Genomic DNA, 20,398 nt, shown 5'->3' with positions numbered 1-20,398 from the left:
CGCTGATGAGGACAGGCGTGCGGATCGCGCTGGATATCGGGGACGCCCGGATCGGTGTCGCCAGCAGCGATCCGCGCGGGATCCTGGCGACTCCGGTGGAGACTGTCCGCCGCGGACCGGGTGATCTGGATAGGATCGCGGCACTCGCCGCCGAACTGGAGGCGTTCGAGATCGTGGTCGGGCTGCCGCGTTCCCTGTCCGGGGGAGAGGGGCCGTCCGCGGTGAAGATCCGGGAGACGGCGGAGCAGGTGCAGGAGAAGGTACGCGAGCAGAACTCGGGGACGGCGGTCCGGCTGGTGGACGAACGGTTCACCACGGTCACCGCCGAACGGCAGTTGCGGGAACGGGGAAAGAAGGGCTCCAAACGGCGGGCCGTTGTCGATCAGGCCGCCGCGGTCGTTATTCTCCAGCACGCGCTCGACCTGGAGCGCGAGACCGGCAACCCACCCGGGAGGCCCCTGTGAACGGACCATCGGTGGACGAAGACCTGAACGAGGGCGAGGAACAGCACGACCTCGGTAGCGGCCTGGGTCTGCGCGCCGAGACCCGGGTGGAGCGGCGCGCGAACCGCCGCCGGGCCCGTGGCCGTCGCGCGTTCGGCTGCTTCGCCGGCCTGGTCTCGCTGCTCGTCGTCGGGGCCATCGTGGCCGGTGCGGTGCTCGGTTTCGGCAAGGCCAAGGACGCGCTCGCCGGGGTGTTCTCCGCGCCGGACTACCAGGGACAGGGCACCGGCACGGTGGTCGTGGAGATCTCCAAGGGCCAGGCCGTCTCGTCGATCGCGGACACCCTGGAGAAGAAGGAGGTCGTGAAGAGCGCCCGCGCCTTCGAGCGGGTGGCCCGCGACGACCCGCGGTCGCTGCAGATCCAGGCCGCGACGTACACGCTCCGCAAGCACATGTCGGCGAAGGCCGCGCTGGACCTGATGCTGGACACGCAGCTGTCGGTGCTGGTGACCCGGATCAGCTTCCCGGCCGGCAAGACCAAGGCCGAGGTCGCGCTGATCCTGCAAGGCTCCAAGATGAAGCTGCCGCCGGGCGCGGCCGCCAAGGCACTCGCCAACCCGTCCCTGCTCGGCCTGCCGTCGTACGCGCACAACAACCCGGAGGGCTTCCTGTTCCCCGGGACGTACGACGTGCCGAAGAACGCGAACGCGTACACGATGATCAAGCTGATGACCGCCAACTACGCGAAGGCGGCCGCCTCGCTGGACCTGGTGAACAGCGCGAAGCGCAAGGGCCTGGACCCGTACCAGGCGGTGATCGTGGCCAGCATCATCGGCGCCGAGACCAACCGTCAGCAGGACTACGCGAAGGTCGCCCGGGTGATCTACAACCGGCTGAGCGCCGGTATGTACCTGGGCATGGACTCGACCGTGCACTACGTGGTCGGCAAGGACGGCGGCGTCTACACGACGCCCGAGCAGCGCAAGAACCCCTCGCCGTACAACACGTACAACCACAAGGGCCTGCCGCCGACGCCGATCAACTCGCCGACGCGCGAGGAGCTGAGCGCCGCGATCAACCCGGCGCCGGGTCCGTGGAAGTACTTCACGCTGGTCAACCTGGACACCGGTGAGACGGCGTTCGCGACCACGTTCGCGGAACACCAGGCGAACGTGAAGAAGCTGCAGCTGTGGTGCCAGGCGCACAAGAACAGGTGCTGATGTGACCCGTTGTGCCGTGCTGGGTTCACCGATCGCGCACTCGTTGTCGCCGGCCATGCACCGGGCCGCGTACGCCGCGCTCGGGCTGGACTGGACGTACGAGGCGTACGAGGTCGGCGAGGACGAGCTGCGCGGGTTCGTGGCCGGGCTCGGCGACGACGTCCGTGGGCTGTCGTTGACGATGCCCTTGAAGCGGGTCGCGCTCGATCTGGTCGACACCGTCGATCCGGTCGCGGAGCTGATCGGTGCGGCGAACACGATGATCTTCGAGCCGGACGGATCCCGCGCCGCGTACAACACCGACGTACCGGGGCTGGTGAACGCATTCGCCGAGCAAGGCATCACGGCTGCCGAGACCGCGGTTGTCCTGGGCGGTGGGGCGACGGCGGCGTCGACCCTCGCGGCGTTGCGCGGGATGAAGGTCAGTGAGGTGACCGTCGTCGTCCGGGACGTGTCGAAGGCCGAGCGGTTGCGGGACCTGGCCGCGGAGTTGGGACTCCGGACGTCCGTCGCGGACTTCTCCCAGGTGGAGCAGATCGGCGGCTTCGACCTGTGCGTGTCGACGCTGCCCGGTGGCGCGGTCGACCCGTGGGCGGAGCACTTCGCCGGCGTTGCGCCGGTGGTGTTCGACGTCGCGTACCACCCCTGGCCGACCCGGCTGGCGCTCGCGGCGCACCGGATCGGTACAGAGCTGTTGAACGGACTTGACCTGCTCGTGCACCAGGCGACCCTCCAGGTGGAGATGATGACCGGTAGGTCGCCGGCTCCTCTGGCGGCCATGAGGACCGCTGCCCGTGAGGAGCTGGGGGATCGTGAGCCTGCTTGACCGTCGTACGGTCCTGATCGCCGGTGCCGCCGCCACCCTGGCCGGCTGCGGCAACGCGAAGAAGGATGCCGCCGGAACGGCACCGTCGCAGACACCCACACCCACACCCACACCCACAACCGCGCCGTCGAGCACGGCACCTCCGCCGAGCTCAACGACGCCGAGCACGACGCCCAGCAGCAGTACGCCTTCCGACTCTGCGCCGACCCTCACTTCGGCCGCGCCCAACTGGAATGCGTTCGCCCGCTCGCTCAAGGGCCGCCTCTACCTGCAGGCCTCTTCCGGGTACGCCGCCGCGCATCAGCTGTTCAACCCGCGCTGGGACAGCGTCCGCCCGACTGCTGTCGTGAAAGCCGCTGTGCCCGCCGACGTTCAGAGCGCGATCAACTTCGCTCGGGCCAACAAGCTCGTCCTCGTCCCGAAGAGCGGCGGCCACTCGTACGTCGGCGCGTCCACGATCGCCAACGGCATGCAGCTGGACGTCGGCGGCCTGAAGGGCATGAGCTACGCGAACGGCATCCTCACGGTCGGCGCCGGCGCCCGGCTGTACGACGTCCACGCGTTCCTCGATCGGTACGGGCGTTCGCTGCCGACCGGGACCTGCCCGACCGTCGGTGTCGCCGGGTTGACGCTCGGCGGTGGGATGGGCGTCCACACCCGGACGTACGGGCTGACCTGCGACCGCGTGGTGTCGATGGGCGTGATCACCGCCGACGGGAAGGCGCACAACGTCAGCGCCTCGTCCGAACCCGATCTGTTCTGGGCGCTGCGGGGCAGTGGTGGCGGCAACCTCGGCGTGGTCACGTCGTTCCGGTTCGCCACGATCCCCGCGACCAAGCTCGGATTCTTCCGGCTGACCTGGCCGGAGTCGCAGGCGGCGGCGGTGGTCCGCGGCTGGCAGAAGTTCGCGCAGACCGCGCCGACCACGGCGTGGGGCAATCTGCACATCGATGCCAAGAGCAACGGAACGCTGTCCGTCCACGTGCTCGGTGTCTCCACCACCGGCAACGCGAACGCGGCCGCGGCGCAGCTGGAGTCGTTCGTCGGCGCGAAGGCGTCGGCGCGGACGATCTCGGTGAAGTCACACCTGGACGCGGTGAAGTACCTGGGCGGCGGCACGACGAGTCCGCGGCAGGGCTTCCTCGCCGGTTCCGACGTACTCAAGGGCCCGATGGACGCGGCCACGATCACGGGGCTGCTCGGTGCGGTGAAGGCAGCGGCCCGAGCCGGTACGCCGGCCTCCGCGATCCTCGACCCGCTCGGCGGACAGGCCGCGAAGCAACCGGCCGGCGGATCGTCCTGGCCGTGGCGAAGCGCCCTGGGCACCATCCAGTGGTACTCGTCGGCCCAGAACAGCGCGGCGAAGACCTTCATCGCGAACGGCCACCGCGCGGTCCGGTCCTTCTCGGCGGGCGCGTACGTGAACTACCTCGAGGCGGGCCGGCCGGTCAGCGCGTACTACGGCGCCAGCTCGGCGAAACTGCAGGCCACGAAGAAGAAGTACGACCCGACCAACTTCTTCCACACCGCTTACACCCTGATGTAGTTCTGGCGGCTCGACCTGCTGGTACTGCTCGCCGGCCTGCTGCTGGTCGGGGCCGGCGCGCTGATCGGCACGCGTGTGCTGGTCAGGCGGTCCGCTCGGAGACGCTAGGCTGCACGATCGTGTCAGTGCTTGCAGCCGGGATCGGCGTGGTCGTCTGCGGTCCAGCCGCGTACGTCCTCGGCCCCTGGCTGCTGCGGCGCATCCCCGAGCCGGTGCTGGACGAGGGGGAGACCAAGACGCTTTACGTGTCACTGGCCGGCGCGAGAGCGGCGGCCTGGTGTGGTGGTCTGGCAGCGATCGCCGGTGGGCTGTTGGGCCGGCTGCTCGGCATGGACGCCGTACTGCCCGCGTGGCTCGTGCTGGCGGTGGCCGGTGCGGTTCTTGGCTACATCGACGCGCGCACACGGTTCTTGCCGTCGATCATCATCTGGCCGACGTACGGTCTGGTCGGCATTGCCCTGCTGATCGCAGCGATCGCCACGGGGGAGTGGGGATCACTGCGGCGGGCGGCGATTGCGGGAGCGATCGGGTTCGCTGTGTTCTATGTGCTGTGGTTCGCGTTCCCGCGCGGCGTCGGGTTCGGCGACGTACGGCTGTCGGGTTTGCTCGGCCTGCCGCTCGGATGGCTCGGGTGGGGGCAGTTCGTGTCGGGCCTGTACGGCGGGTTCTTCCTCGGTGCGGTGGTCGGGATCGTGCTGATCGCGACACGGGTGATGACCCGCAAGCAGATGGTTCCGTTCGGGCCGTTCATGCTCGTCGGGGCGCTGGCCGGCGTACTGCTCGGTGCGCCGTTGGAGCGGTTGTACGCCGGATAGTGGAGTCCTGCACTCCACCAGATGGTTGATGTGCGAGCATCGCCGCTGTTCCTAGGGTCGAGGTACTCAACTCTCGGGAGGGAATCCATGCCAGTCAGCCGTCGTGGCGTGTTGGCCGGAACGGCCGTCGCCGGTGCAGCACTCGCCATTCCCGGTACGGCGTCCGCCGTGACCAGTGCCGAGGCGCCCAAGATGGGCCCGGGCGACCCTCGCTACCAGGACCTCGTCACCCGCGGGCAGAACCGGCGCTTCGTCGGCAGACCCGACTACATCCGGGTCATCCGCTCGCCGCAGGACGCCGTCGCGGCCGTCCAGGAAGCCGTCCGCGGCGGCAAGCGGATCGCGGTCCGCGGCGGTGGGCACTGCTTCGAGGACTTCGTGGACAGCAGCGACATCGAGGTCGTGCTGGACATGTCGACGAACAACGACATCACCTGGGATCCGCGGTACCGGGCCTTCTCGGTCGGCTCCGGCGCGATCCTCGAGAACCTGTACAAGGAGCTGTTCTTCGGCTGGGGTGTGACCGTGCCGGGCGGCGGTTGCCTCGGCGTCGGCGTCGGCGGCCACTTCGCCGGCGGCGGGTACGGCCCGCTCTCGCGCAAGTACGGCTCGGTCGTCGACCACCTGTACGGCGTGGAGATCGTGGTCGTCGACGCGCGCGGCCGGGCCCGGACGGTGGTGGCGACCCGGGACAACGAGTACCGCGACCTGTGGTGGGCGCACACCGGTGGTGGCGGCGGCAACTTCGGCGTCGTCATCCGGTACCTGCTCCGCAGCAGCGGTGCGACCGGCCGGACGCCGGAGGAATCGTTGCCCAAGGCACCGGCCGCGCTGCGCTCCACGCTGCTGGTGTACGACTGGTCGAAGACCACCCAGGGCGACTTCGTCCGGACGGTGCGGAACTGGTTCACATTCTTCGAGCAGCACAACACGCCGGATTCGCCGTACGCGACGCTCTACGCGCCGTTCGTGATCACTCAGCAGAAGGCGGGGCAGTTCCTGCTCTCCACCCAGATCGACGCCGCTGTGCCGGACTCCGAGCAGCTGATGAACGCATTCAACGCGGCGATCACGGATGGCGTCCAGGTCAAGCCGCAGACCGTCGACATCGGCGTCGGTCCGTTCCTGCACCTGACGATGGCGCGCTCGATCGGCGAGACCGCGACGCCGAGCCGGGCGAAGTACAAGGCCGGGTACCTGAAGAAGGGCTACACCGACGCGCAGATCCTGGCGATGTACCGCGGGCTGACCGACCCGGCCTATGACGGTCCGGACTCGTCGATCCTGCTCGTCCCGTACGGCGGCAAGGTGAACACCGTCCCCTCGAACGCCACCGCCGCCGCGCAGCGGGACGTGATGGCGAAGATGGTGCTCGCCGCGTCATGGGAGTCGGCGACCGACGATGCCAAGCACCTCGCCTGGGCGCGGAAGGTGTATGCCGACATCTACCGCGACACCGGCGGCGTACCGGTGCCGAACGCGATCAGCGCGGGGTCGTACATCAACTACCCGGACACCGATCTCGCGGATCCGGCGTACAACAAGTCAGGTGTGCCGTGGCACGACCTGTACTACCTCGGCAACTACCCACGACTGCAGCAGATCAAGGCGAAGTGGGACCCGCGCAACGTCTTCCACCACAAGCTCTCGATTCACCAGCCTGGATAGCGCGCCGTCCATGCGGTGTGCGGGCCGTAGTCGCCGTGCAAGCGCCTGCCTTGGGTGAACTCCAGGGCGAAGTCGTCGGCGAGCTGCAGGATCGCCGCTCGGCCCTCGACGGCGAAGACGAGCTCTGCGGGGAGAGCCGTCTCGCCGTGCAGGGCGCCGAGGATGTTCCCGCAGATCGCGCCGGTGGAGTCGCTGTCGCCCGAGTGGGTGACCGCGAGCGCGATGGCGTCGAGGAACTGCTCCGGCGCCGGGTACGCGAGGGCTGCGTACACGGCGATCGCGAGCGCTTCCTCGGCGACCCAGCCGCCACCGAGGCGTTCGACGGTGACCGGTCCGGCGGGTGCCGTCGCGGCCAGGTGCCGCGCGAAGTTGAGCGCCGTACTGGTCTCCTCGTGGCCCTCGTGCTGGGTCAGCAGATTGGTCGCCTGCGTGATCGCCTCCTCGAGGGATGCGCCGTTGCAGAGCTCGCGGATGATCGCGGCGAGGGTGCCGGAGGCGAGCTTGCCGGTCGGGTGGCCGTGCGTGTAGCCGGCGGCGTCGGCGGCCGAGTCGAACACCCACTCGGCCGGGAACTGCCGCGGCAACAGCCCGAACGGCGCGACCCGCATGACACCGCCGCAGCCCTTCGAAGCGTTCACCGCCTGCGCGCCGAACTGCGGGATCTTCGACCCGCCCTGCCGCGCCTGTTCCAGTGCGGTCAGGCAGGTGTTGCCCGGTGCGCGCCGTACGTACAGCCACTGCTCGCCCTGCAACCAGCCATCCCGCTCACCGCTCGGCCCGGTCAGCGTCTGCGTGTCCAGCCACCGGTCGTACGCGTGCTGGACCACGGCCACAGTGAAACCGAGCCCGCGATCGGTCCGCACGCTCGCGCGGATCAGCCCCTCGACGGTGAACAACGTCATCTGCGTGTCGTCGGTGATCGTCCCGGCCGGCCAGCCCGGTCCGCCGGGCAGGAACTCGCGCACTCCGTCCGGGTACTTCGCGACGATCGACCGCCCGTCCTCGAACTCCACCGGCCCACCCAGCGCGTCCCCGATCGCCCCACCCAGCAGACACCCCCGCACCCGCGCCCGCCACATCTCCTCACCCAACCGCGTCATGCCAGGACCCTATCGATGGTGGTGCCAGCGCTACCTTCAAGACGGGATCTGGGGCCAGTTCGTGCGGCGTCCGTTCCTTCTACTGTCGTTGGTACAAGCAACCGATGGCTGAGAAGGAGCAGACGATGACCACCGCATTCCGTCGTACCGCCGGGCGCTTGGCCGTGGCGGCACTCGCCACGACCGCCCTCACCGGCGCCGCGATCGCCGGTGGTCAGGCTGCCACCGCCAGCACCGGCTGCAAGGACTCCCCGATCGCGAAGACCTTCAACGCCGTCCTCGCCGTCCGCACCGGTCCGACCGCCGAAAACCAGGCCTGCGGCTGAATTGCAGATTCTGTCCGGTCTGTCTAGACTGTTCTCATGACGACGACCGCTCCTGACCAGTGGCAACTGCAAGAAGCCAAGCAGCGTTTCAGCGAACTGATCCGCGCAGTGCACACCAACGGACCGCAGTTCGTCACCAAGCACGGGCAGCAAGTCGCGGTCGTGCTGGACATCGTCGACTACCGGCGGATGGTGGGAGTGGAACGCGTGGAGGACTTCAAGAGTTTTCTGATGTCGGCGCCCGACATGAGCGATCTGGAGATCGAGCGCCCGATCGATCCGGAGCGGCCGGTTGATTTCGAATGAGCTACCTGCTCGACACGAATGTCGTGTCGGAGTTCCGGAAGAAGGCGCCCGACGCAGGTGTTGTCAGGTGGTTGAATTCGGTTCGGTCGAGTCAGTTGTACGTGAGTGCTCTGGTTATCGGTGAGCTGACGAGAGGGATCGAGCGATTGACGGGCCGGGATCCGCAGCAGGCCGCCGCGCTCGATGACTGGTGTCGGGGTCTCGTTCATGGGTTCTCTGACCGAATCGTCCCCGTGACCCAGGAGATCGCCGAAACCTGGGGCCGGTTGAGCGCGCGGTCTTCGCTGCCGGTGGTCGACGGGTTGCTGGCGGCCACCGCGCTGGTTCACGACTGGACGCTTGTCACCCGCAACACTGCCGACGTCGAGCGGACCGGGGCTCGGCTGCTCAATCCCTTTGGCTGAGACCGGTGTCCAGGCACCGGCACACCGCGTGAAAGAATCGGGGCATGCTGCGCTGGCTTACCGCCGGCGAGTCGCACGGACAAGCGCTCGTCGCCGTACTCGAAGGTCTCCCTGCCGGGGTCGAGGTCACCACTGATGACGTGGCCGACGCCCTGGCCCGTCGGCGGCTCGGCTACGGCCGCGGCGCCCGGATGAAGTTCGAGCGGGACGAGGTGACGTTCCTCGGCGGCTTCCGGCACGGACTTACCCTCGGCAGCCCGGTCGCGATCCAGGTCGGCAACACCGAGTGGCCGAAGTGGGAGCAGGTGATGAGTGCGGATCCGGTCGATCCGGAGACCCTCGCGGGCCTGGCCCGCAACGCGCCGCTGACCCGCCCGCGGCCCGGTCACGCCGACCTGGCCGGCATGCAGAAGTACGGCTTCGACGAGGCCCGTCCGGTGCTCGAGCGCGCCAGCGCCCGGGAGACCGCGGCCCGGGTCGCACTCGGCGAGGTGGCGGCCCGCTTCCTCCGACAGGCGTACGGCGTGACGATCGTCAGCCACGTCGTCGAGCTCGGCACGGTGAAGGCGCCGTACGGCGTGATCCCGGCCTACTCCGATGTCGCTCGCTTGGACGAGGACCCGGTGCGCTGCCTCGACCCGGACGCGAGCAAGCAGATGGTCGCCGAGATCGACGCCGCGCAGAAGGCCGGCGACACGCTCGGCGGCGTGGTCGAGGTCGTCGTCGACGGGCTCCCGCCGGGCCTCGGCAGCTACGTGCACTGGGACCGCCGGCTGGACTCCAAGCTGGCCGGTGCGTTGATGGGCATCCAGGCGATCAAGGGCGTCGAGCTCGGCGACGGGTTCGAGCTCGCCCGCACCCCGGGTTCGAAGGCGCACGACGAGATCGTCGCCGAAGCCGGCGAGGTACGCCGTACCAGCGGGCGCTCGGGTGGTACCGAGGGCGGCATGAGCACCGGCGAGACGCTCCGGGTGCGGGCCGCGATGAAGCCGATCGCGACGGTTCCGCGGGCGCTGCGCACGATCGACACCGCCACCGGCGAGGCCGCGGCGGCGCACCACCAGCGCTCGGACGTCTGCGCCGTACCGGCGGCCGGCATCGTCGCCGAGGCGATGGTCGCGCTGGTGCTGGCGGAGGTGTCGCTGGAGAAGTTCGGCGGCGACTCGGTCGCGGAGACCGCGCGCAACCACCAGTCGTACCTGGCGAACCTGCCGAAGACGATCACGCCGCGGGAGTGGGAGTGAGCCCGATCGTCGTCCTGGTCGGCCCGCCCGGATCCGGGAAGTCGACGATCGCCGCGGTGCTGTCGCAGCGCCTCGGCGTCCGGCACCGCGACACCGACGTGGACATCGAGGCCGCCGCGGGCAAGCCGATCTCGGACATCTTCGTCGACGAGGGTGAGCCGCACTTCCGCAAGCTCGAGCGCGCCGCGATCACCGCGGCGCTGCAGGACTCCGGGGAGGTGCTGTCCCTCGGCGGCGGCGCGATCCTCGACCCTGAGACCCGCGCCGACCTGGCCGGCCACACGGTCGTCTTCCTCGACGTCAGCCTGGCCGAGGCGACCAAGCGAGTGGGCCTCAGCGTCGCCCGCCCGCTGCTCCTCGGCAACGTCCGCACCCAGCTCCGCAACCTGATGGAAGCCCGCCGCCCCCTCTACACCGAGGTAGCCAAGCTGACGATCCTGACGGACAACAAAACTCCCGACGAGATCGCCGACGAAATCCAGGAGCACCTCGGATGAGCGAGGACAGCGCCTCCGCGGACTCGACCAGGATCCGGGTGGCTGCCGCCGCACCGTACGACGTTGTCATCGGCAACAACTTGCTGGGGGAGTTGCCGGCACTGTTGGGCGACGGTGTTCAGCGGGTGGCGGTGGTTCATCCTCGGGCGTTGCGGGAGACCGGCGACGCGATCCGGGACGATCTGACTGCGTCCGGGTTCACCGCGCACGCGATCGAGATTCCGGATGCCGAGGACGCGAAGACCGCCGAGGTCCTGGCGTACTGCTGGTCGGTGCTCGGGCAGGCCGGGTTCACGCGCTCGGACGCGATCGTCAGCGTCGGCGGCGGGACCACCACCGACCTGGCCGGATTCGTCGCCGCGACCTGGTTGCGCGGCGTGAAGGTGGTCCACATCCCGACCACCCTGCTCGGCATGGTCGACGCGGCCGTCGGCGGGAAGACCGGAATCAACACCGCTGAGGGTAAGAACCTGGTCGGCGCGTTCTGGGAGCCGGCCGGTGTGCTGTGCGACCTGGCCGCGCTCGAATCGCTGCCGAAGAACGACTACGTCAGCGGCCTCGCCGAGGTCGTGAAGTGCGGCTTCATCGCCGACCCGGTGATCCTCGACCTGGTCGAGAAGGACCCGGTCGCGGCCACCAGCCCGTCGTACGCCGCGACCGAGGAACTGATCGCCCGCTCGATCCAGGTGAAGGCCGACACCGTCGGCGCCGACCTGCGCGAACGGACCACGACCGTGGGCGGCCGGATCGGCCGCGAGGCGCTGAACTACGGCCACACCCTCGGCCACGCGATCGAACGCGTCGAGCGGTACAAGTGGCGCCACGGTGCCGCGATCAGCATCGGCATGGTCTTCGTCGCGGAACTGGCCCGCGCGGCCGGCCGCCTCGACGACGCGACCGCCGACCGCCACCGCGCTGTGCTGGAGTCCCTGGGCCTCCCGGTCAGCTACCGCGCCGACGCCTGGCCGCACCTCCAGGACGCGATGAAGCTCGACAAGAAGACCCGCGCCGACCGCCTCCGCTTCGTCATCCTCGACGCCCTCGCCAAACCCACCATCCTGGAAGCCCCCGACCCCAGCCTCCTCATCGCCGCCTACAGCGAAATCAGCTAGGCAGCCTGTTCGACAAGAGGCACGTGCTCTTCGGTAGCACGCTGTGGCACGTCAGGTTATGGTGGGTGCCATGACCGGACAGCCGGAGATAACCCAGCGCGATCTGCGGACCAAATCGAAGGAGATCATGGACGCCGTCCAGAGCGGACAGTCCTTCACCGTCACCCGGGACGGCCACCGCATCGGCGAACTGATTCCGTTGCGACGCCGCCGACGCTTCGTCCCGCGCGCCGAGTTCGCGGCCATGTCCCGGACCGCCCCTGAAATGTCCGTCGACGCCTTCCGTGCCGACCAGGACGCCACGTCCGACCAGCAGTCGGATGACCCGTATGCGCACTGAGCATCAGCAGGGCCTGCTGGACACGAACATCATGATCTTGCGCAAGTGGATCGATCCCGCGGAGCTTCCGGCAGAGATCGCCATCAGTGCCATCACGCTCGCGGAGCTGTCGGCAGGCCCGCATGAGGTCCGCAGCAACCACGAACAGGACGACTACGACGAACACGCAGAGCGTGCACGTCGGATGGACGTCCTGCAACGCGCCGAGAGCGAGTTCGACCCGATCCCGTTCGACGCAGAGGCTGCTCGCGCGTACGGTCGCGTCTGCGCCGCTGTCGTGAGCGCAGGACGCAAACCCAGGCGCCGCGTCGCAGACCTGATGATCGCCTCGATCGCCATCGCGGAGGACATCCCGCTCTTCACCACAAACCCCGACGATTTCAAAGGTCTTGAAGGGCTGCTCACTGTCGTTCCAGTCACCCGACCAAAGACCCGCTGAGGCCCGAGGCCCAAACTGCAGTCAGTGGAGCTCGGGTGGTAGGGCGCGATGATGCAGGACGTCGAGGCGGGAGACGGCTCGGGTCAGGACGACGTAGAGGCGGTTCGGGCCGCGGGGTTCGGCGGTGATGATCTCGGCGGGCTCGATCGCGATCACGTGGTCGTACTCCAGGCCCTTGGCGAGGGTTGCCGGTACGGCGGTGACGCGAGCGTCGCCGTCTGCCGCGGAGAACTCGATGCCGGTAGCCTTCAGCGCGTCGGTGAGTGCCGGTAGTCGGTGGTCGGCGGCGATCACGCCGATCGAGCCTTCGCCGGCCAGGGCTCGGCGTACTGCGGCGACACAGCCGGCGGCGAGGTCGTCGACGTGGGTGATGGTGAGTTCACCGTCGGACCGGAAGGATCTGGTCGGCGGGACTTCGACCTGGAGCGCCGTCAGCAGCCGGTTGGCCAGCTCGACCACGGTGGCCGGCACTCGATAACCGGTGCTCAGGGCAACGATCTCCGCGGTCGGCTTGCCAAGATAGGTCAGTTGCGAGCGCCAGTCGGTGGCGGCCCACGGCGTCGTACCTTGGGCCAGGTCGCCCAGCACGGTGATCGAGTTGTGGTCGCTGCGCCGCGCGATCGCCCGGCACTGCATGGGGGAGAGGTCCTGCGCCTCGTCGACGATCACATGGCCGTACGTCGGAACGCGCTCCAACACCGCGCCGACCTCGTCCAGCAGGACCGCGTCGGCGGCCGTCCAGCGCGCGGTCTTCGCCTTCCGTGGTCGCGGCCACGCGATCGCCTGCTGCTCCTCGCAAGTGAGGCCGGTGGCCTCCCGGGGATCGCTCAGCAAGGACGCGAGCACCTCGTCGGCCTTGAGCAGCGGCCAGACCTCCTCGACGTACGGCGTGACGGCGCGGGCCATCCGGCGCAGCCATACGCCGTTGCAGTTCTGCCCGCGGGCCTCGGCTTGGCGTTGCAGGGCGGCGACGATCCGCGCGACGAGGCGCTCGCGCCCGGTCAGGTACGTCGTGGCCTCGGTCCGGATCTCATCGACCATCTCGGCGAACTCGTGCTGGTTCACCCGCCACTTGTACGACTCGTCGGCGACCACCACCGCCCGATCCGGGCGGCCGATCCGCCGGTACACGGCGTCGTGCAGTACGTCGGCCATCCGGGCGTCGTGCTTCACCGCGGCCGCGGCAGGCTCGTCGACCGCGCGGACCTCGCGATCCAGCAGTTGCTCGATCGTCGTCTGCTCCACGTCGACCTCGCCGAGCGTCGGCAGCACGGCGGAGATGTAGTGCAGGAAGGCCCGGTTCGGGCCGAGGACGAGTACGCCGTTGCGCTGCAGCCGGGAGCGGTACGCGTACAACAGGTAGGCCGCGCGGTGCAGGCCGACCGCGGTCTTGCCCGTTCCCGGGGCGCCTTGGATGCAGACTGAGACGTCGAGGCCGGTCCGCACGAGCGTGTCCTGCTCGGGTTGGATCGTCGCCACGATGTCGCGCATCGGGCCGACCCGGGCGCGCTCGATCTCCCGCCGGACCAGCTCGCTGTCGCCCGCCGGCGCGCCGGACAGTAGGTGCTCGTCCTCGAAGCTCGTCAGCCTGTTCGCCGACCAGCCGAAGCGGCGGCGGGTGTCGATCCCGCGGGGCTCAACCGCGGAGGCCTGGTAGAAGGCGGCCGACACCGGAGCGCGCCAGTCGATCACCAGCGGCGGGCGGCCGATCGCATCCGAGATGTGCCGCCGGCCGAGGTAGTAGCGCTGCCGCGAGTGTTCGCCGGCCGCCGCTCCATAGGCGATGGCGCCGAAGAACGGCGGGTTGTCGCCCTCCTCGCCGATGTCCCGGGCCAGCGTCTTCAGGTAGAAGCCCAGCCGCTCGGCCGTGTACCGGTCGCCCCAGGTGTGCTCGCCGACGGCGACGTTCTCCCGCGCACCCGCGACCATCCGGCGCAACGCGTCCCGGCAGCGATCGGCGTACGCCCGCTCCTCGTCGAGATCAGGCATCACACTTCCCCAAACATTAACCGAGTTAATCTTTTGCCTAGGTTAACATGACGGCGTGAGTGGTCTCCGCGAGCGGAAGAAGCAGCAGACGCACGACGCCTTGTCCAAGGCGGCGATCGAGCTGTTCCTCGAGCACGGCTTCGACGCGGTTCCGGTGACCGATATCGCGGCGGCGGTCGACGTGTCCAAGCCGACCCTGTTCAAGTACTTCCCGAGCAAGGAAGACCTGGTCATGCACCGGATCGAGGACCACCGCCGGGAGGCCGCCCGGGTGGTCGAGCAGTCGCCGGCGTCGCCGGTCGAGGCGCTCCGCGCGCACTTCCTGGCCGGGCTCGCCGACCGGGAGCCGACCACCGGGCTGAACGACGTGTCCCAGGTCGTTGCCTACTACAACCTCGTGTTCAGTACGCCGGCGCTCGCGACCCGGCTGCGCGAGTTCATGGATGACGACGAGCGCGCCCTTGCCGAGGCGCTCGGCGGCGATCTGGAGGCGGCGTTGCTGGCCGCCCAGCTGCTCTCGACCCAGCGCATCCTGGCCTACCGCAACTGGCAGGCGATCGCGCGGGGCCAGTCCGCGGACAACCGCTACCCGACCGCGGTCGCCGAGGCCGAGCGGGCGTTCGGCAGACTAGGGTGATGGATGTGAGTCATCGCGTGCTGGTGCTGAACGGGCCGAACCTCGGGCGGCTGGGGTCACGGGAGCCGGAGAAGTACGGTACGACGACGTTCGCCGAGCTGGTCGGCGTGTGTGAGAAGACCGGGGCCGAGCTCGGCCTCGAGGTCGAGGTGCGGCAGACCGACGACGAGGCGGAGCTGGTCGGCTGGTTGCACGAGGCCGCCGACACCCGGACGCCGGTCGTGCTGAACCCGGCCGCCTTCACCCACTACTCGTACTCGTTGCGCGACGCGATCGCGCAGCGGACCGCGCCGCTGATCGAGATCCACCTGACCAACCCGGCCACCCGCGAGGACTTCCGGCACACCAGCGTGGTCGCCGGCGTCGCCACCGGCACCATCGCCGGCTTCGGCCTGGACTCGTACCGGCTGGCCCTGCGCGCCCTCACCACGCTGGAATAACCAAACTGCCCCTTCGGGCATCAGGTGAGTGTGGGCAGCATTCGGCACGCTCGACTTGGGGGCACAGGATGACGATTCCGGTCTGGGTGAAGGCGCTCGACCCGCTCTCGCAGTTCGGGCTGGTGTACACGCTGGGGCATCGTCCGGAGGTCCGGCTGATCGACGATCCGGAGGCTGCCGCGGTGGCCCTGGTCGCCGTCGACGCGCTCGACGGTGCCGCCGTTCAGGTCCTGCGGGCGGCGACGCAGCGCGGGTGCCGCCGGATCGTGCTGATCGGCAGCTCGATCGACGACGACGCGCTGATGACCGCAGTCCAGCTGGGCGTCGCCGGCGTACTACGCCGTACCGAGGCGACCGGGGACCGGATCGTGCATCTGGTGCTGGTGGCCGCGGCCGGCGACGGCAACCTGCCGACCGAGCTGATGGGCCGGTTGCTCGGTCAGCCGTCGACCGTGCACCGGCTGCCCGGCTCCGGGCTGTCCGGCTCCGTGCTGTCCGATCGCGAGACCCAGGTGCTCAGGTTGGTTGCTGATGGCAAGGACACGCAGGAGATCGCCCGGGAGCTCTCATACTCGGAGCGGACGGTCAAGAACGTCCTCCACGACGTCACCAGTCGTCTCCAGCTCCGCAACCGCTCCCACGCCGTCGCCTACGCCCTCCGGCAAGGGCTGATCTGAGCGGCGCAGCTGGGCGCCGAGGAGCGCTGCCAGCACGATGACACCACCGAGGATCTGCAGCGGAGCCAGCCGCTGCCCAAGGACCAGCCAGCCCAGTGTGGTCGCCACGACCGGGCTGAGCAGTCCCATGAACGCCACCTCGGTAGGAGCGAGCTCCCGAAGCCCCCGGAACCACAGCGCATAAGCAACCGCAGAACCGAACACCGCCAGGTACGCGTACCCCGCAACATTCCGCACTGTGAAGTCGGGCAGCGAGCCCTCGACCAGGAACGTGATCGGCAGTAGCACCAGCCCGCCCGCGACCAGCTGCCAGCCAGTCGTCGCCAGCAGGGGAGCGGGTGACGTCCACCGCTTGCTCAGTACGACGCCGAACGCCATCACGATTGCACCGCCGAGAGCGGCCAGCACGCCCCACGTGTCCAGCCGTGCAGTGGCTCGCAGTACGAGCAGACCGACGCCGAAGATGCCTGCCAGCGCCATAAGAACGGTCCGGAGCGACAGGCGCTGTCGTAGCAATGCCGCAGACAGGAGAGCGACCAGGAGCGGCTGGATGGCGCCGACCGTCGCGGCCACGCCGCCTGGGAGTCGATAGGCGCCGACGAACAGCAGGGCGTTGAACGCCCCGATGTTGAGGGTGCCGAGAACCAATGCACGCCACCACCAGCTCCCGTGTGGCAGTACCCGAGTGATCGCCACGAGAAGCAGGCCGGCCGGCAAGGCGCGCAGGAGCGCGGCCAGCAGTGGACGGTGGGGTGGGAGCAGCTCGGTGGTGACGAGGTACGTCGTACCCCAGAACATCGGCGCGATCGCCGTGAGGACCAACAGTCGATTCCTTAGCACTAAGACAAAGTATCTCACCGCTAAGATAGTTTCAAGTCTCTCATCGCTAAGCGAACTGGCGCTAGGCTGGGCGGATGGCAGATCACGTCGACCTGGTGCTCGAGCAGTGGCGCGAGCGGCGGCCGGACCTGGATCCATCGCCGATGGGGATCATCGGCCGGATGAGCCGGCTGGGGGCACTCTTCGACGCCGAGCTGCGACGGAACTTCGCCAAGCACGATCTCGACCGTGCGTCGTTCGACGTACTGGCCACGCTGCGGCGCAGCAACCCGGAGCACAGCCTGACGCCGGCCGGGCTGATGCACTCGTCGATGGTCACCTCGGGCGCGATCAGCCAGCGGCTGGACCGGCTCGAGGCGCGCGGCCTGGTGACGCGAGCGCCGAGCGAGACGGATCGCCGCGGCGTACTGGTGACGCTGACGGATGCAGGACTCGAGCTGATCGACAAAGTGCTGCCGACTCACGTCGACACCGAGGCGCAATTGCTGGCCGGTCTGTCCAAAGGTGAGCGCGAGCAGCTGGCCGGGCTGTTGCGGGCCTTGCTGGAGTCGCTGGGGGACGAGCGGGACTGACGATCGACCGGGGGCGGCTACCTCAGCGTGCTGCCGGAGGAGTCGGCCGCGGCGGGTTGCTGACGGTCTGCCAGAGCTCGTCGATGTCGGACCGGTCGTCGGGCTCGGGTGTGTCCACCCAACCGCTGGCCCAGACGTTCTCCTCGCGGTCGTCCAGGTTGAAGATCGACTCCGCGAACGCGGCCGAGCCGACGTACCGACCGTCGTCCTCGTCGGGCTCATTGGGCTGATCGGGTACGGCGGTCCGCTGCGGTGTCACCAGTGAACGCGCGTACTGCTGTGCTTCGAGGATGCCGAGTTGACGTTCCTCGCTGAGCAACCGGACGGCGCCGACCTCGTTGCCGGCCTTCATCAGGTCCCGTACGCGGGTGTCCAGGTCCTGTCGCGGCGCCGGCAGGTTGTTCTGCGGCGGACGATGCGCAGGAGGCTGGTACGGGCCGGGGTTGTACTGCACCGGGAACTGCTGAGCCGGCTGGAACTGCTGAACCGCCTGGAACTGCTGGGCCGGCTGGAACTGCCCGGGGGCCTGGTATCCGACGGTCTGCCCCGGGGGAGCCCACTCGCCCGGACGAGGTGCCTGACGGCCCTGCTGGAGGAGCTGCTGCAGTACGGCCGCGGCCTGCTGGCTGCCCTGCGGCGCACCGGCCTGCACCGGCAACGAGGACCGGCCCGGAAAGGTCTGAGCCGGCGCCGGGGGAGGACCGCCGGGGCGCGCGGCCTGGGTGTACTGCCCCTGGAACTGGATCGGCTGGTTGCCGCCCTGTTGCGCCTGGATCTTCTGCACCAGCGCCTGCACGCGCGCGTTCTGCTTCGCACTGCCCCCGCCGGACTGCTGCTTCGCCTTGTTGATCAGCCCGAGCACGATCATCACCACGACGAAGATCACGAACCCCGTCATCGCACGGCCTCCTGGCACTCGGTGGGCGATCAGAGTCAGCCTACGGCCAACCAAGGTCCGCCGAATCGGAGGAAAGCGGTGCCGACCGCTACAATCTCGTGTTACCGCTGATCGATTTCGAAGGGCTTACCCGCGTGGCAACGACGAACGACCTCAAGAACGGCATGGTGCTCGACCTGGACGGGCAGCTGTGGTCCGTCGTCTGGTTCCAGCATCACAAGCCGGGCAAGGGCGGCGCCGTCGTCCGCACCAAGCTGAAGAACGTGCTTTCCGGCAAGGTGGTCGACAAGACCTTCAACGCCGACGTCAAGGTCGAGGTGGCCACCGTCGACAAGCGCGACATGACCTACCTGTACAACGACGGTTCGGCGTACGTGTTCATGGACAAGTCGACGTACGAGCAGCTGCAGATCCAGCCCGACGTGGTCGGTGACGCCGCGCACTTCCTGCTGGAGAACCAGGACGCCGTCGTCGCGGTCCACGACGACCTCCCGCTGTACGTCGAGCTCCCGGCCTCGGTCGAGCTGCTCGTGGAGTACACCGAGCCCGGTCTGCAGGGCGACCGCTCCACCGGCGGCACCAAGCCGGCCAAGCTGGAGACCGGCTACACCATCCAGGTCCCGCTGTTCCTGACCACCGGCGAGAAGGTCAAGGTGGACACCCGGACCGGGGACTACCTCGGCCGCGTCAACTCCTGACCCAGAAAGCCGGCACAAGAAAACATGTCTGCCCGGAGCAAGGCCCGCAAGCGCGCCCTCGACGTGCTGTTCGAGTCCGAGGTCAGGGGGCTGCCGGTCGGCGGCACCCTGGCCGACCGGGTGGCCGACAACGACCCGCCGGTGAACGAGTTCACCGTGGCGCTGGTCGAAGGGGTCGCGAAACACATCGAGCAGATCGACGAGCTGCTGGAGACCCACTCGGTGGGCTGGACACTGGACCGGATGCCGGCCGTGGACCGGAACATCCTGCGCATCGGTGCCTACGAGCTCCTGTACGACGACCAGGTCCCGGACGTGGTCGCGGTGAGCGAGGCAGTGGCGCTGGCGCGGGACCTGTCGACCGACGAGTCCCCGGCGTTCGTGAACGGGCTGCTGGCCCGGCTGCTGCAGTTGAAGCCGACGCTCGGCCTCTGAGATCTCCGGAGGGGGCGAGACCCTCTCTTCGTTCTACTTCTTGCTATCGGTTCTGCTACCTGGCCCGGTGACCGTCTCGGTACGGTCCCGGGCCACCTTTGTGCGGTGGTACGAGTTGGGAAGGCGGGCGGCCGCGGGCCAGCTGCTACAAGCCCCGACCGTCAGTTGCCTTCACCTGGTGTCAGCCCGGAAGCTGACGTCAGGCGCCGGCGGCCTCGGACGACTCTTCGACGTCACCCTTCGCCTCGGGGTTCAGGACACCCCAGGAGATGAAGCGCTCGGTCAGCGTCGTCGGCGACTCGTCGTAGATCACCGCGAGCGTCCGCATGTCGTCCTGACGGATCGACAGCACCTTTCCGTTGTAGTCCCCACGCTGAGCCTGGATCGTGGCCGCGTACCGCGTCAGCGGACCGGCCTCGCTCGCGTCGAGGTGTTGCAGGGCCTCCAGGTCGAGGATCAACCGGGGCGGAGCAGCAGCCGCAGCCGCCGCGCTGGCGTTTCCAGGAAGCAGTTCACGGATCGGTACGCCGTAGAAATCGGCGAGTTCCGCGAGCTTCTGGACCGTGACGGCTCGATCGCCACGCTCGTACGAGCCGACGACGACCGCCTTCCAGCGACCCTTGGACTTCTCTTCCACGCCATGCAGCGACAGGCCTTGCTGCTGGCGGATGGCACGTAACTTGCCACCCAGTGTCTTCGCGTATTCGCTAGGCACGCTGGTTCTTCCCTCCGACTAGTTCGTCATTCCGGGCTGCCGGAACAGCTCGGTTCTGGCCAAATAGTTTTACTCAGCCCCCCTCGATTACACAGAGTAACAATATTCTGGGGGCGAGGCCAGCGTCAAGACGGCGTGTCACATCCGATACCATGTCAAGCGGTCCGAACGTCCTTTAAAGACCTGTCCCGAGAGACAGAAAAGGAGGAAC

Annotated in this window: 25 protein-coding genes; 20 read left to right on the top strand and 5 right to left on the bottom strand. The window is 68.7% G+C overall.

From position 1 onward, the window contains the following. Nucleotides 1-5 precede the first annotated feature (5 nt). The 6 genes from ruvX to FB475_RS00340 all read left to right on the top strand — a co-directional run bounded on the left by ruvX (nt 6) and on the right by FB475_RS00340 (nt 6,518). A complete protein-coding gene (ruvX, locus tag FB475_RS00365; protein ID WP_141851391.1) occupies nt 6-464 on the top strand; it encodes a Holliday junction resolvase RuvX in 459 nt (152 codons plus the stop codon). Continuing rightward, nucleotides 461-1,663: an endolytic transglycosylase MltG gene (gene mltG / locus FB475_RS00360; protein ID WP_141851389.1), complete on the top strand. Its 1,203-nt coding sequence runs from the start codon at nt 461-463 to the stop codon at nt 1,661-1,663. Before ruvX ends, mltG begins: the two co-directional genes overlap by 4 nt. A gap of 1 nt (nt 1,664) precedes the next feature. Then, nucleotides 1,665-2,489, top strand: coding sequence for a shikimate dehydrogenase (locus FB475_RS00355; protein ID WP_141851387.1), 825 nt, complete (start codon nt 1,665-1,667; stop codon nt 2,487-2,489). Further along, complete coding sequence (locus FB475_RS00350; RefSeq protein WP_141851385.1) at nt 2,476-4,035, top strand: FAD-binding oxidoreductase; 1,560 nt, start codon at nt 2,476-2,478, stop codon at nt 4,033-4,035. Before FB475_RS00355 ends, FB475_RS00350 begins: the two co-directional genes overlap by 14 nt. 119 nt (nt 4,036-4,154) lie before the next feature. Beyond that, nucleotides 4,155-4,850: a prepilin peptidase gene (locus FB475_RS00345; RefSeq protein WP_238331886.1), complete on the top strand. Its 696-nt coding sequence runs from the start codon at nt 4,155-4,157 to the stop codon at nt 4,848-4,850. A gap of 87 nt (nt 4,851-4,937) precedes the next feature. Further along, nucleotides 4,938-6,518 carry an FAD-binding protein gene (locus tag FB475_RS00340; RefSeq protein ID WP_141851383.1) on the top strand — a complete coding sequence of 527 codons (1,581 nt, stop codon included), beginning with the start codon at nt 4,938-4,940 and terminating at the stop codon, nt 6,516-6,518. On the opposite strand, the gene FB475_RS00335 is transcribed toward FB475_RS00340, so the two are convergent. Beyond that, the gene (locus FB475_RS00335; RefSeq protein ID WP_141851381.1) at nt 6,503-7,618 is read right to left on the bottom strand and encodes an ADP-ribosylglycohydrolase family protein; all 1,116 of its coding nucleotides are present in this window, start codon (nt 7,616-7,618) and stop codon (nt 6,503-6,505) included. The genes FB475_RS00340 and FB475_RS00335 overlap by 16 nt on opposite strands. Before the next feature lie 104 nt (nt 7,619-7,722). Between FB475_RS00335 and FB475_RS00330 the strand changes: the two genes are divergently transcribed. From FB475_RS00330 to FB475_RS00295, 8 genes are all read left to right on the top strand, one after another. Beyond that, on the top strand, nt 7,723-7,944 hold the full coding sequence (locus tag FB475_RS00330; protein WP_141851379.1) for a hypothetical protein: 222 nt from the start codon (nt 7,723-7,725) through the stop codon (nt 7,942-7,944). Nucleotides 7,945-7,980: 36 nt separating this feature from the next. Then, complete coding sequence (locus tag FB475_RS00325) at nt 7,981-8,250, top strand: type II toxin-antitoxin system Phd/YefM family antitoxin (RefSeq protein ID WP_202878216.1); 270 nt, start codon at nt 7,981-7,983, stop codon at nt 8,248-8,250. Then, nucleotides 8,247-8,654: a type II toxin-antitoxin system VapC family toxin gene (locus FB475_RS00320; protein ID WP_141851377.1), complete on the top strand. Its 408-nt coding sequence runs from the start codon at nt 8,247-8,249 to the stop codon at nt 8,652-8,654. Before FB475_RS00325 ends, FB475_RS00320 begins: the two co-directional genes overlap by 4 nt. A 44-nt stretch (nt 8,655-8,698) precedes the next feature. Then, on the top strand, nt 8,699-9,898 hold the full coding sequence (gene aroC, locus FB475_RS00315; RefSeq protein ID WP_141851375.1) for a chorismate synthase: 1,200 nt from the start codon (nt 8,699-8,701) through the stop codon (nt 9,896-9,898). Continuing rightward, nucleotides 9,895-10,395, top strand: coding sequence for a shikimate kinase (locus FB475_RS00310; protein WP_141851373.1), 501 nt, complete (start codon nt 9,895-9,897; stop codon nt 10,393-10,395). The genes aroC and FB475_RS00310 overlap by 4 nt, the downstream gene beginning before the upstream one ends. Beyond that, nucleotides 10,392-11,507 carry a 3-dehydroquinate synthase gene (aroB, locus tag FB475_RS00305; RefSeq protein WP_141851371.1) on the top strand — a complete coding sequence of 372 codons (1,116 nt, stop codon included), beginning with the start codon at nt 10,392-10,394 and terminating at the stop codon, nt 11,505-11,507. Before FB475_RS00310 ends, aroB begins: the two co-directional genes overlap by 4 nt. A 70-nt stretch (nt 11,508-11,577) precedes the next feature. After that, entirely contained in the window at nt 11,578-11,847 is a 270-nt protein-coding gene (locus FB475_RS00300; RefSeq protein WP_185758973.1) for a type II toxin-antitoxin system Phd/YefM family antitoxin, read from the top strand. Further along, complete coding sequence (locus FB475_RS00295) at nt 11,837-12,286, top strand: type II toxin-antitoxin system VapC family toxin (protein ID WP_141851369.1); 450 nt, start codon at nt 11,837-11,839, stop codon at nt 12,284-12,286. Before FB475_RS00300 ends, FB475_RS00295 begins: the two co-directional genes overlap by 11 nt. A gap of 21 nt (nt 12,287-12,307) precedes the next feature. Here the strand turns inward: FB475_RS00295 and FB475_RS00290 are convergent, their stop codons facing one another. Then, complete coding sequence (locus FB475_RS00290) at nt 12,308-14,275, bottom strand: HelD family protein (protein WP_141851367.1); 1,968 nt, start codon at nt 14,273-14,275, stop codon at nt 12,308-12,310. A gap of 55 nt (nt 14,276-14,330) precedes the next feature. Between FB475_RS00290 and FB475_RS00285 the strand changes: the two genes are divergently transcribed. The 3 genes from FB475_RS00285 (at nt 14,331) to FB475_RS00275 (ending at nt 16,029) form a co-directional block, all read left to right on the top strand. Next, nucleotides 14,331-14,912 (top strand): TetR/AcrR family transcriptional regulator, encoded by a 582-nt coding sequence (locus tag FB475_RS00285; protein WP_141851365.1) that lies wholly within the window; start codon nt 14,331-14,333, stop codon nt 14,910-14,912. Between the two features lie 5 nt (nt 14,913-14,917). Continuing rightward, nucleotides 14,918-15,352, top strand: coding sequence for a type II 3-dehydroquinate dehydratase (aroQ, locus tag FB475_RS00280; RefSeq protein ID WP_141857718.1), 435 nt, complete (start codon nt 14,918-14,920; stop codon nt 15,350-15,352). 68 nt (nt 15,353-15,420) lie between these two features. Continuing rightward, nucleotides 15,421-16,029, top strand: coding sequence for a response regulator transcription factor (locus tag FB475_RS00275; RefSeq protein ID WP_141851362.1), 609 nt, complete (start codon nt 15,421-15,423; stop codon nt 16,027-16,029). Here FB475_RS00275 and FB475_RS00270 read toward each other — a convergent pair. Beyond that, on the bottom strand, nt 15,919-16,851 hold the full coding sequence (locus tag FB475_RS00270; protein ID WP_238331885.1) for an EamA family transporter: 933 nt from the start codon (nt 16,849-16,851) through the stop codon (nt 15,919-15,921). The genes FB475_RS00275 and FB475_RS00270 overlap by 111 nt on opposite strands. Nucleotides 16,852-16,943: 92 nt before the next feature. On the opposite strand from FB475_RS00270, the gene FB475_RS00265 reads away from it, so the two are divergent. After that, entirely contained in the window at nt 16,944-17,441 is a 498-nt protein-coding gene (locus FB475_RS00265) for a MarR family winged helix-turn-helix transcriptional regulator (protein WP_141851358.1), read from the top strand. A 22-nt stretch (nt 17,442-17,463) separates the two neighbouring features. Here the strand turns inward: FB475_RS00265 and FB475_RS00260 are convergent, their stop codons facing one another. Further along, nucleotides 17,464-18,339 carry a hypothetical protein gene (locus FB475_RS00260; RefSeq protein ID WP_141851356.1) on the bottom strand — a complete coding sequence of 292 codons (876 nt, stop codon included), beginning with the start codon at nt 18,337-18,339 and terminating at the stop codon, nt 17,464-17,466. A gap of 134 nt (nt 18,340-18,473) precedes the next feature. Between FB475_RS00260 and efp the strand changes: the two genes are divergently transcribed. Both efp and nusB read left to right on the top strand, forming a co-directional pair. Then, nucleotides 18,474-19,037: an elongation factor P gene (gene efp / locus FB475_RS00255; protein ID WP_141851354.1), complete on the top strand. Its 564-nt coding sequence runs from the start codon at nt 18,474-18,476 to the stop codon at nt 19,035-19,037. Nucleotides 19,038-19,061: 24 nt separating this feature from the next. After that, nucleotides 19,062-19,472 (top strand): transcription antitermination factor NusB, encoded by a 411-nt coding sequence (gene nusB / locus FB475_RS00250; RefSeq protein WP_141851352.1) that lies wholly within the window; start codon nt 19,062-19,064, stop codon nt 19,470-19,472. Nucleotides 19,473-19,671: 199 nt separating this feature from the next. On the opposite strand, the gene bldD is transcribed toward nusB, so the two are convergent. Continuing rightward, complete coding sequence (bldD, locus tag FB475_RS00245) at nt 19,672-20,187, bottom strand: transcriptional regulator BldD (RefSeq protein WP_141851350.1); 516 nt, start codon at nt 20,185-20,187, stop codon at nt 19,672-19,674. Nucleotides 20,188-20,398: the final 211 nt, after the last annotated feature.

The organism is Kribbella jejuensis (genome assembly GCF_006715085.1).
In the GTDB taxonomy this organism is placed as follows: domain Bacteria; phylum Actinomycetota; class Actinomycetes; order Propionibacteriales; family Kribbellaceae; genus Kribbella; species Kribbella jejuensis.
Note: the sequence above shows the minus strand (reverse complement) of the source record. Positions and strands in the feature narration are given on the sequence as shown.

Bases quoted from the DNA above. Each gene is read 5' to 3' on its own strand.
- FB475_RS00335 (WP_141851381.1), bottom strand. From the start codon at position 7,618: ATGACGCGGTTGGGTGAGGAGATGTGGCGGGCGCGGGTGCGGGGGTGT.
- FB475_RS00340 (WP_141851383.1), top strand. From the start codon at position 4,938: ATGCCAGTCAGCCGTCGTGGCGTGTTGGCCGGAACGGCCGTCGCCGGT.
- aroC (WP_141851375.1), top strand. From the start codon at position 8,699: ATGCTGCGCTGGCTTACCGCCGGCGAGTCGCACGGACAAGCGCTCGTC.
- FB475_RS00275 (WP_141851362.1), top strand. From the start codon at position 15,421: ATGACGATTCCGGTCTGGGTGAAGGCGCTCGACCCGCTCTCGCAGTTC.
- FB475_RS00265 (WP_141851358.1), top strand. From the start codon at position 16,944: ATGGCAGATCACGTCGACCTGGTGCTCGAGCAGTGGCGCGAGCGGCGG.
- FB475_RS00325 (WP_202878216.1), top strand. From the start codon at position 7,981: ATGACGACGACCGCTCCTGACCAGTGGCAACTGCAAGAAGCCAAGCAG.
- FB475_RS00330 (WP_141851379.1), top strand. From the start codon at position 7,723: ATGGCTGAGAAGGAGCAGACGATGACCACCGCATTCCGTCGTACCGCC.
- FB475_RS00295 (WP_141851369.1), top strand. From the start codon at position 11,837: ATGCGCACTGAGCATCAGCAGGGCCTGCTGGACACGAACATCATGATC.
- nusB (WP_141851352.1), top strand. From the start codon at position 19,062: ATGTCTGCCCGGAGCAAGGCCCGCAAGCGCGCCCTCGACGTGCTGTTC.
- FB475_RS00300 (WP_185758973.1), top strand. From the start codon at position 11,578: ATGACCGGACAGCCGGAGATAACCCAGCGCGATCTGCGGACCAAATCG.
- aroB (WP_141851371.1), top strand. From the start codon at position 10,392: ATGAGCGAGGACAGCGCCTCCGCGGACTCGACCAGGATCCGGGTGGCT.
- ruvX (WP_141851391.1), top strand. From the start codon at position 6: ATGAGGACAGGCGTGCGGATCGCGCTGGATATCGGGGACGCCCGGATC.
- FB475_RS00320 (WP_141851377.1), top strand. From the start codon at position 8,247: ATGAGCTACCTGCTCGACACGAATGTCGTGTCGGAGTTCCGGAAGAAG.
- FB475_RS00260 (WP_141851356.1), bottom strand. From the start codon at position 18,339: ATGACGGGGTTCGTGATCTTCGTCGTGGTGATGATCGTGCTCGGGCTG.
- FB475_RS00290 (WP_141851367.1), bottom strand. From the start codon at position 14,275: ATGCCTGATCTCGACGAGGAGCGGGCGTACGCCGATCGCTGCCGGGAC.